This is a genomic window from Arthrobacter oryzae (assembly GCF_030812315.1).
GTDB lineage: Bacteria > Actinomycetota > Actinomycetes > Actinomycetales > Micrococcaceae > Arthrobacter > Arthrobacter oryzae_B.
The window spans coordinates 1-9,757 of sequence record NZ_JAUSSM010000028.1; the positions used below are offsets into that span (position 1 = coordinate 1).

A 9,757-nucleotide genomic window follows, 5' to 3' on the forward strand; every position below is an offset into this window, starting at 1 on the left:
GCTGCACAGCTACAATCACCACCGAGCCCACACCTCACTCAAAGGTCAGACACCAGCCAGCCGCGTCACCAACCTCCCAGGTCAATACAGCTAGCTCGCCTACCAGGTGCCGGTACTGAGCGCGCACACTCCCGGTGTCGCCCTCGTTGATTCCACCTAATGGTATGGCGGGGGAGACGCGGATGCCCGCCCTGTCCGCCCCGATATCATCGGCCAGGGCCCGGGCGAGCTCCATCACGAACATCGACCGGTTTTCTGTAGATCCGCCGTATGCGTCGGTGCGGTGGTTCGCGTTGGGGGAGAGGAACTGGTGAAGGAGATAACCGTTCGCGCCCTGAATTTCAACTCCGTCGGCGCCGGCCGCAATGGCCGAAGCTGCCGCCAGGCGGAAGTCAGCCACGGTGGTCTGGATATCCTCCCTGCTCAGCTCTCGCGGTGTCGGCGTCTTCTGGGGGCCGGTCGGCGTGAAAATATCCTGGTCTGCGGAAATCGCCGAAGGTGCCACGGGTTGACGGTGGTACGGAGTGTTGTCCGGGTGGGACATGCGGCCCACATGCATGAGCTGGATGAACACCGCCCCACCCCGGGCGTGAACTGCTCCGGTGACGCTTCGCCAGCCCTCGACATGCTCGGGGGTGTAGATCCCCCGGCGTGTTTGCATAGCCCTGTCCGTCTGCCGACGGCTGCGTGCCCTTGGTAATGATCAATCCCAATGAGGAGCGCTGCCCGTAGTACTCGGCCGCCAAGTCGCCCGGCATATCATCCGGGTTGGAGCGGCTTCGGGTCATTGGTGCCAGCGCCAGCCGATGGGATAGGTCAAGGCGGCCAAGAGTCAGTGGTTGCCACAGTGAGGAAAGGGTCATGGGTTAGTCCTTTTGCGTTCGATGTTTCAGAGCATCACCGCCGTCCAGCGGTTGACCGGCGCCGTGGACGCTAAGACTTGCTGCTGCGTCTACCCGGTAGTGATTACACTCATAACTGGACAAAAACGAACGGTCAGAAGGCTCTGTCTGTCCGCCTTGGATGTCGTGAGTCCAAAGCCCGCTTAGGGCCCCCGTGGACGCTGCCTACCGAGGGCGAAGTCCGTCATCGGCGACCCGCGGCGGCGGACCTGGCTTCGGGCTGGGGCTCTGCGGGGCCGCGAAGTAACTGCGGGCAAGCTACCTGGACTCCAAGGTCAGCAGCCACAAGACTTGCGAACTATGAGTTCGGTGATGAGGAGCTCGATCCCGCCGCCCGGCTCTTCCGGTGACAGGGCTGCCGCAAGAACCCTCTCTCCGATCGATGGGCTGACGCACTGTGGTCAGCTGGGGCCAGCTGACTTCCGATTCAGATGTTCCATCGAACGAAACGACGGCAATATCATTCGGTATCTGTCAGGGCAAAAGAACCGCATCCCTTCATTGCGGGGTGCGGTCGTTGGTCTAAACTTTGAAGCGGCGAAATCGGCGTGTGGACAATGTCCACACTTTGGGCTTCGGATCGCGTCGTATGTGGGTCGGATCGGGCCGGATTCCGTATGCTTCCGGGGGAGTCCAGGGTTTGCAGGGCCTGGAATGCAGTTCGAGTCCCACCCTGGGGCACAGTGTTTCCGCAGGTCAGGGGCCCATTGGGGCCTCTGACTGTGCACAAATCTTCTTTTATCGGCCCCTACGCGGCCGTTGCTGGGCCGGGTGGCTCCATTCTTTGGGTTCGGCGACTCTGGGCTGGTTACTTCTTCATGGTCGTTCGTGGACTGGGCGACTTGACCTGCTCGGGTGCGTAGTAAGGAACATTTTTGCCCATTTGTGTGCGGTTTACTTCCTGGCTGTCATGACGTGGTCCGGGGTTGGCTGATTGTTCACCATGTGAGGGGTATTGATGGTGAGCGGTTCCATGGTCCTTCTCCTTCAGCGACCGGCGGGCACCGGGTATCGGGGTCTTTCAAAAGGTCTATTGGTGTTCTACGGTTGCGGATATGAAGCTGAACGTTACCTACGCAGGTGGGGACAAGGACGGACAGTCCGACCTTCGAGAAACACCAGAGTTCCCGATGGATCTTCCTGGCGGAAGGTACGTCTTGACCTTTAGGCATGCGATGCCAGATTCGGGTCCGACTGAGGCCGTAGCCACGTGGGTGCCGCACGCGGACAGTGCAAACAGTTAGTGATGCTCCCGAGGAAGTTGACTAGGCCCGCGTAGCGATTGCTTCGATTTGGGAGTCCAGTGCGCCACAGCGTCGATGTGCAGACCCGTGCGGGGGGTTCTTGATCTCGGCTTCTAGCTGTGTGCACTTTCCGGGTCGCTAGAGCGCGACGGCAGGTGCCGGTACAACGTCGTGCGTTGCAGGCCGGTCTTGGTGGTTATCTCCCGGACCGTTGGCCCGGAGCACGGCGGGGTGTTTGAGTTTGTCAGGATCGACCACGGACGGCCGGGCGGTGCGCCGGCCGTTTCAGCGGATCGTCCCAGGGGTTGAAGTGATTCAGTGGCTGGAGCGGGCGGGATGTGGTTGTACCGGCCCCCGGTGGGTGGTGAGCCCGGCCTGCATGCGAAGCCGTTGGGCGCTGTTGTGGATTGGTGATATCTGGGATGGTCGGATGCCGTGGGAGAGTTCGTCTCTTGTGCTGGTGCTCATATCGCGTATCAGGCCGGTACCGGCGATTTCGCGCACGAGCGAAATCCCTGCGGCGGCGGCCCGTTTCGTCGGAAAGTTTACCGACACGGCAACCAGCTCGCCGGTCTTACTTAGCAGCCGCGGTCCCGCCGTCGCCGCGATCATCGTCCTTGCCGCAGCGCCCGCAGCGCTTATACAGGCCCCGTCTTCGATGTTTTTTACGTCGAAGCATGATCTTCTCCGATATATGAGGCGCCCCCACAATCCGTGTTGCCAACGCAAATTCTGCCGGAAACTTGCACGAGAACTGCGGATAGCTGTCGGAGTCCTTGAGGCTGAGAAGCCAGTCTTGATCCAGGCGCCCGGATCCTGCCAGATCAGGTGCGCGGACAGTCAATAGGGTTGCAAGGAAGCGGGGAAATCAGTGGGTCAAGCAGCAGTTCTGGACGAAGGCACCGCCGTCGGCGCCATCACGGATGACCAAGCCAGTGATTTCCACGCCTTGGGGCTCGCTGGCTGCATCGACAAACTGACCGTTCCCCTGCGCCAGGGCGGGGTCAGCGTGCATTGGGAGACCCCGCACCATGGCGTCGAGATACCCGTGGCCTGCGCCGCGCTGCTGTATCAGGCCGCACAGGAAACACTCAACTGCGCGTTCAAATATTCTCGGGCAACCGAGCTGACGCTCCGGCTGACAGCCGTTCACCATGGTGTCCGGCTGACCATCACTGACAACGGCGTGGGCTCCCAGAGCCAACTCCTTGGCGGCAGGGAACATGGCCACGGCGCGTGCCTGATGACTGTGGCCGTGTACGAAGCCGGCGGCACCCTCTCTATTGATTCCATGCCCGGCAAAGGCACAATCGTCTCCATCTCACTTCCCCTGGACTAGCGACGGAATCCGAGGGGCTATGCAGGGCCCGACCGGCCGGTCTGTGCGTGCTGGTCAATGCCCGATGAATCTCGTGGTCAGGCACCCGAGGATCGTCGCCCAGGACGGTCACCGCGTGCAACCCGGCATTTCCAATAGTCTGGGACCCATCGGCGTGCTTCGACAGCGGCGCCGTTAGTGGTTGCGGCGCTGACGCGCGGGGCGGCGCTGTGCCTGCGATGATCTGGTCCTATTTCATGGAGCGTGCATCCACAAATTCCGAGCACCATGTCGGGACAAAACCCCTCGGCAGTCTGCGGGGGTTATGCCTCGGCTACCCTTTTCCCTGGGCATCGAGGCCCCGGCGCCGTCCAAGTACCTCTTCCGCTGATCGAACACGGTCGACTCCTCGGACAGGTGACGTGCGTGTTCCCGGAAAGCTACAACAAGGTCATCGTAGTCGTCGAGAACGCTACGGCCGTGCGAGTGCGGTGGCACCGATGTCAGGTCCTCAGGCGGTTGCTGGCATTTGCCATGTCATCAATTCCACCGCAACCTGTTAAGTTCCTCGAAATCGTCCAGCGAGGGCCGCGTTCCCCTCCGGAACACCAGCCCCTGAGGCAACCCTTCCACTGTCACGTGGGATCCGGACACATCGAGGGTAACCCGGGCCCCACCGACCGGCAGGTTGGTGCTGTGCAGGTTTCCCCATGTTTCCGGCAATACGGGGTCCAGCCACAGCGCGCCCAAAGAGACGTGTGCCTCATAGCGCAGGAGGCTTCGGATCAGCATCACCGGCGTCGCCGATGCCCATGCCTGGGGCGAGCACGCCGTTGGATAGGGCAGGGGTTCGGGGTATTCGGAGCGGCTGAACCCGCAGAACAACTCGGGAAGCCGGTTATCTGCGAACTGGGCGGCCTCCATTAGTGCTGAGGAAAGTTGCTGCGCTTCCTTGACGAATCCGTAGCGCATCAGGCCGGCGACTATGAGTGCGTTGTCATGGGGCCAGACCGATCCGTTGTGATAGCTGACCGGGTTGTAAGCGCCCATGTCTGTTGCCAGGGTGCGCACGCCCCAGCCGCTGAACATTTCCGGGGACATGAGTCTGGCTGCAACCTGTGGTGCCTTGTCCTCGTCCACGATTCCGGACCACAGGCAGTGGCCCATGTTGGATGCGCAGGCGTCGACGGGTCGCTTATCTTTGTCGAGGGCGATGGCATAATACCCGCGGTCAGGCAACCAGAAGTGATCGTTGAACTGTTTTTTCAGCCGTTCCGCCCGTTCCCGGAAGTCGGCGGCGAGAGCTTGGTTGCCGGCGTCGTAGGCCATCCAGGCCCGGGCGATGTACGCACTGTAGACGTAGCCTTGCACCTCGCACAGGGCGATAGGGGCCTCGGCCATGCGGCCGTCTGCAAAGTTGATTCCATCCCAGGAGTCCTTCCAGCCCTGGTTGATGAGGCCCTGGTCGTTGAGGCGCTCGTACTCGACGAATCCGTCGCCGTCACGGTCCCCGTACTCTCGGATCCAGTCCAGGGCACGGTCTGCATGAGGCACAAGCGCTGCGATGTCGTCGACGGGAAGTCCCCAGCGGCTTGCTTCCCCGAGCAGGGTGACGAACAGGGGAGTGGCGTCGATGGTGCCGTAGTAGGCTGATCTGCCGCCAAGTGCCAGGCCGGTTCCGACGTCGAGCCGTACCTCATGCAGTATCCGGCCCGGCTGCTCTTCGGTCAGCAGGTCTACCTTCATGCCTTGCCGGTCAGCCAGGGTCTGCAGCGTGCCCAAGGCCAGTGTTGCATCGACGGGAAGGACCATGAAGGAGGACAGTAACGAGTCCCGGCCAAACAATGCCATGAACCACGGTGCTCCGGCGGCGATGACCATGCGGTCCGGATGCTGCGGGTCCATGATGCGCAGCGCCCCGATGTCGTCATGGCTGCGCAGAAGGCTTCTTTCGACGACCGGATTGCCCACGCGGGTAAGCGGAACACGCTCATCCCAGGCCTTCTGGCGCCGCGCCTGGGCGGAGATCATGGCGGCTGTGAGGGAGACGGTCGGTATGCCGGCGTCGACTTCGGTTTCGGCTGAAAGCGGCAGCACGGTCGCCCGTATGACCAGCTTTCCGTGCGCTGGGACGATCACACGCAGGACGAGACCTTCGGCTGTGACCTCGGCATCGTGTACGCGCACGACGATCCCTTTCCGTGTCTCCTGCCAGGCCGCTTCGATCGTCACCGACCCGGCCTTAGCGCGCCTGGTCTGATCCCAGAGACGGTGGAATCGACCGTCCTTGACTTCAAAAAGGTCTGCGAAGTCCGCTTCCACGGTCAGTCCGACCTCACAGGAGGAGGGCTGAAGGCCATAGTTGTGAATCATGATCTCCTCCGCAATGCCGGCACCCAGCTCGCGCTTCCTTACCACGGTCAGCGGACTATCGCTCCGGCCGTCGGCACGAGCTGCCCTCCCGACGTAGGTGCCTTGGTACGGTGAGGGGGTCCATGCCCCCAATGGCTCCAGCGGTTGTCCGTTCACGGTGAGGGACCATCGTGACAGGATCCTGGTGTCCTGATAAAAAACTCCGTGAGGATGATGGGGAAGAATGTCGCCGTTCTGTAGCGATATGCAGAAGGACGATCCCGCCACCAAAGTCACGGCTCCCTGCCCGGTGGGCCCGGCCGCGTTGTCTGTATTCCATCCAGCCATCCCAGGCTCCTTGTGAAAACGCCACCTTAAATTGAGCTGAATCTACGCTCATCCCTGAACGTGTGCCAGATGGCAAGGAACCGATCCGCCGGGCTGGCTCCGTTTGCGCATGTTTCCGGGACTTTCCGGTGTGGGAATGCAGTTCGAGTCCCACCTCGGGCACAGTGTTCCGCCGGTCAGGGGCCCTTGGTGCACAAATGTTCTTTTATGAACCCCCTTCGGGGCCTTTTTTGGCGGCCGTGGCTGAGGAGGATGGATCCATTTCCTTGGGTTCGGCGGCGACTCTGTAGCCCACCCCCAACGACCGTGAAGAAGTAACAGGCCCTGGTTGGGCATACGCCAAATTGATCACGAAGGGGCCCGGGACTTGTGTCACTCCGGAGTGACACTCGTCGTAAGGAGTGGAACTTGGTCGGGGCAGAGCATGTGCACAACGAGGGTGCCGCCATCACCGATGAAGTGCTGCAGTTCATCGGGCTGCGGACCTTTGGTGTCAGTGCCCGACGCCTTTGCAGCCGCACCCTGGTCGCCGGTATTAGCCGGGTTCCGGTTCATTTGGCAGGTGCAGGGGCACTCTTTGCGGGCTGGCCGAGTGCGCTCCTGATGTTGACTCTGGAGGTGTAGGCAATGGAGCCATGTTGGAAGAGCCGCACCGCCAGACGGAACATGAGTGTCGCGCCGATGTAGAGGATCGTGATGACGATGGCGGCCTCGCCGGTGCTGAGGGATCCCAGGCCGTTTCGCAGCAGGGCAGTGACGGGGGCGGAGAACGGGAAGTACGTGAAGATCTGCACCATCATGTCCTGAGGGTCCGAGATGATCAACGATGCGGCGTACAAGGGCACGAAGACCAGCACGATTATCACGCCCATCAGGTTCCCGGCCTCCTTGGCAGTAGGCACGGCGGCACCTATCGCGACGAGGGTGGTGGTGAACAGCGCGAAGCCGCCGATCAGGATCAGCAATCCCGTAATCATCGGGACCGGCTCAAAGATCAGTGCTGAGAAGTCGAAGGCCGGGATATTGATCTTCTCCCGGAAGAACACGTACCCAATGATGATGGGGGTGGCGAAGATAACCATCTGGAGGAGCCCGATCGCAAAGAGCGCAAGGACCTTGCCGCTGATCAGTGTGGCCGGCTTCACGGTAGTCAGGATCATCTCGGTGACCCGGTTCTCCTTCTCCTCCAAGGCGGAGTTGAGCATCTGCCCGGCGAGCAGGAAGATCAGCATGTAAAAGATCATCAGGAACAGCAGGGGAGGGATCGCCGCGTTGATCCCGCCGGACTCCACCGTCCCTCGGTAGGTCTTGACGTCGATCGCAGCCGCGTTCCCTGTCAGGTCGAGGAGTTCGGCGGAGCCGATCTTTGCGGTGACTGCCTGGGAGAGCATCGCCTGGGCGGCGGCGGAGTACTTGTTGTTCTCAAAGATGCCCCGGTCGGCGGCGTGGACGTTCACCGTTGACTTGGCGGGGTCGGCGGGGAACTCGAAAAACGCGTCCACTGACCCGGACTGCACGGCCCGGATGCCGTGCTCCCGGGAGGTTGCCTTGCTGGCTCCGAACGTTGCTGCCTCTGCGGCGGTGATGAGACCGGACTGATCGGTGTAGGCGATCGAGAACCCGGCGCTCAGTTGCGCTTCCGGGGCGGTGGGCGTCGTGGTGTTGCTGACACCCATCAGCCCGAGCACGACGGCCATGATCAGGGGGACTGCCAGGGTGCCGGCCCAGAACCATTTCCTGGTGATGATGCGAATGAACTCGAAACCGGCCACTGCGCCAAGGTTGTGCTCTGCCATGTCCGGTTACACTTCTGCCATCTCGTGGTCGCGGCTGGTTGGCTTGTTTTGCCCGCCATAGACGCGGATAAAGATGTCCTCCAGGGAGACTTTGGTGGTGGTGAAGCTGCGGACCGTGACGCCGGCGGCGATCAGGTCTTTGAGGATGTCGGCTTCGTCGGTGGTGTCGGTGATGGACAGTTCGGAGTAGTTGGCCTCGCTGACTGTCGCCTCGTATCGGCGTGACGGTGGGACGGGGCCGCCGTGTTTGAGCCGGATAACCCGCCCGCCGAACTGGTTCTGGACGTCATTGATGGTCCCGTAGGCTTCCGCGGTGCCGTTCCTGAGCAGGAGGACCCGGTCGCAGAGCCGTTCGACTTCCTCCATCTGATGGGTGACCATGACGACGGTCGCGCCGTTGACTTTCTGCTCGGAGATGATGTCCATCAGCAGCCGGCGGTTGACCGGGTCAAAGCCCTTGGTGGGTTCGTCCAGGATCAGCAGCTCGGGTTCGTTCATGATGGTCACACCGAGCTGGATCTTCTGCTGCTGGCCGCCGGAGAGTTTGCCCAGTTGCGTGTTGGCCTTGTCGGCCAAAGCCACGCGCTCGAGGTAGGTAAGGGACCAGCGCCTGGCGGCGTGCCGGTCCAGCCCTTTGAGCCGGCCGAAGTATGTCATGAGCTCGATGACGTTTTCCTTCTTGTACAGGCCGCGCTCCTCCGGCAGGTAGCCGAGCCGACCGCCGTCCTCGGGCGTGAAGGACTTGCCGTTGATGTGCAGGACACCGGCCGTCGGCTGATAGATCCCTAGCAGGGCACGGATCGTGGTGGTCTTTCCGGATCCGTTGCTGCCCAGGAAACCGAAGGTCTCCCCGGCCTGCACATCGAAGGACAAGTCGCGGATGACTGTGCTGCCACCGAAATCCATCCTGAAGCCGTCTACATGAACCCGTGCCTCGCCCATGATCGTTTCCTTGTTCGCCGGATAATCTTCTGAAATCGAGGTTATTCCTGCATCCTCGGCTTCCGCTTCCGTGCTAGCACCTACCGGTACGTTTTGGAGGTTGTGGTTGGAGAACGCCGTCCCTCCGGACCAGACTCGGGAACACCGCGCTGAAGCCAGTAGCCCGACCGAGGCCGTGCTGCAGGTTATTCACGACCGGCCACGCCTCGACATCGGCAACTCCTGGTGCTGCGCCAATGCCTGCGAAGCCGATCTCATGCGCAGCAGCAGGGGAAACGGTATTGTCCGGTGGTGGAGCTGGTTGGGTGCATTCAGCAGGCGGGCAGGGCAAGGATGATACCGGCCGGAACCGATCGCGGTGATTTCCGGGCCAGGGTCTTGGCGAACGCCGTTGGGACACGGTCTCGCCTCATTGAACGGGGCCAGCGTCGCAGCTCTGCGCTGGCAGAGCGGCGTGTCCCCAATGACAGGGAGCATGCGGCACTTTGTGTACGCGGACTGGCAACCGGCACCCACAGGGGAACTCCGCCCAGACGGAGAAAAGCTTCTCTCCAGAATCGATCGTGGTACGTCTGTCCCCGGATCTTTTTGCCGCGACGAGACCATCCGCCGGGACCCGCCCGCACTGGTAGTCCTCGGGTAGTCGCCGCCGGCTGGTTGCCTGGTAGCGGGCGCACAGAGTGGCGCCCTGCCCGGAAAGTCTCCGGAGCGGGGCGCCGCTCATGGGTTTTCTGTGCTTACCTCAACGCCGGTTTAACACTGAACCGAGGTCACCAGAAGTGCGCTACGTCGACTACTAGCCGCGATCCGGAGCCTGGTCCGTCCAGGGTGAACACCCGGAACGGGAGCCGTGCG

The 9,757-nt window shown here is 61.9% G+C and carries 5 protein-coding genes and 3 pseudogenes; 1 reads left to right on the forward strand and 7 read right to left on the reverse strand.

Annotated features, from left to right (window positions below):
* Positions 1-145 precede the first annotated feature (145 nt).
* The 3 genes and pseudogenes from J2S97_RS23745 to J2S97_RS24130 all read right to left on the reverse strand — a co-directional run.
* Positions 146-661, reverse strand: a pseudogene (locus J2S97_RS23745) (oxidoreductase); the annotation flags it as partial.
* 43 nt (positions 662-704) lie between these two features.
* A pseudogene (locus J2S97_RS23750) lies at positions 705-863 on the reverse strand (oxidoreductase); the annotation flags it as partial.
* A 297-nt stretch (positions 864-1,160) separates the two neighbouring features.
* Positions 1,161-1,373: a hypothetical protein gene (locus tag J2S97_RS24130; protein ID WP_373460650.1), complete on the reverse strand. Its 213-nt coding sequence runs from the start codon at positions 1,371-1,373 to the stop codon at positions 1,161-1,163.
* A gap of 1,644 nt (positions 1,374-3,017) precedes the next feature.
* Here J2S97_RS24130 and J2S97_RS23755 point away from each other — a divergent pair.
* The gene (locus J2S97_RS23755) at positions 3,018-3,485 is read left to right on the forward strand and encodes a sensor histidine kinase (RefSeq protein WP_307052388.1); all 468 of its coding nucleotides are present in this window, start codon (positions 3,018-3,020) and stop codon (positions 3,483-3,485) included.
* Between the two features lie 519 nt (positions 3,486-4,004).
* Here the strand turns inward: J2S97_RS23755 and J2S97_RS23760 are convergent.
* The 4 genes and pseudogenes from J2S97_RS23760 to J2S97_RS24210 form a co-directional block, all read right to left on the reverse strand.
* The gene (locus J2S97_RS23760) at positions 4,005-6,164 is read right to left on the reverse strand and encodes an amylo-alpha-1,6-glucosidase (RefSeq protein ID WP_307052389.1); all 2,160 of its coding nucleotides are present in this window, start codon (positions 6,162-6,164) and stop codon (positions 4,005-4,007) included.
* A 551-nt stretch (positions 6,165-6,715) separates the two neighbouring features.
* Complete coding sequence (locus tag J2S97_RS23765) at positions 6,716-7,960, reverse strand: ABC transporter permease (protein ID WP_307052390.1); 1,245 nt, start codon at positions 7,958-7,960, stop codon at positions 6,716-6,718.
* Between the two features lie 6 nt (positions 7,961-7,966).
* The gene (locus J2S97_RS23770; RefSeq protein WP_307052391.1) at positions 7,967-8,902 is read right to left on the reverse strand and encodes an ABC transporter ATP-binding protein; all 936 of its coding nucleotides are present in this window, start codon (positions 8,900-8,902) and stop codon (positions 7,967-7,969) included.
* 770 nt (positions 8,903-9,672) lie between these two features.
* Positions 9,673-9,757 (reverse strand): annotated as a pseudogene (locus tag J2S97_RS24210) (AMIN-like domain-containing (lipo)protein); the annotation flags it as partial.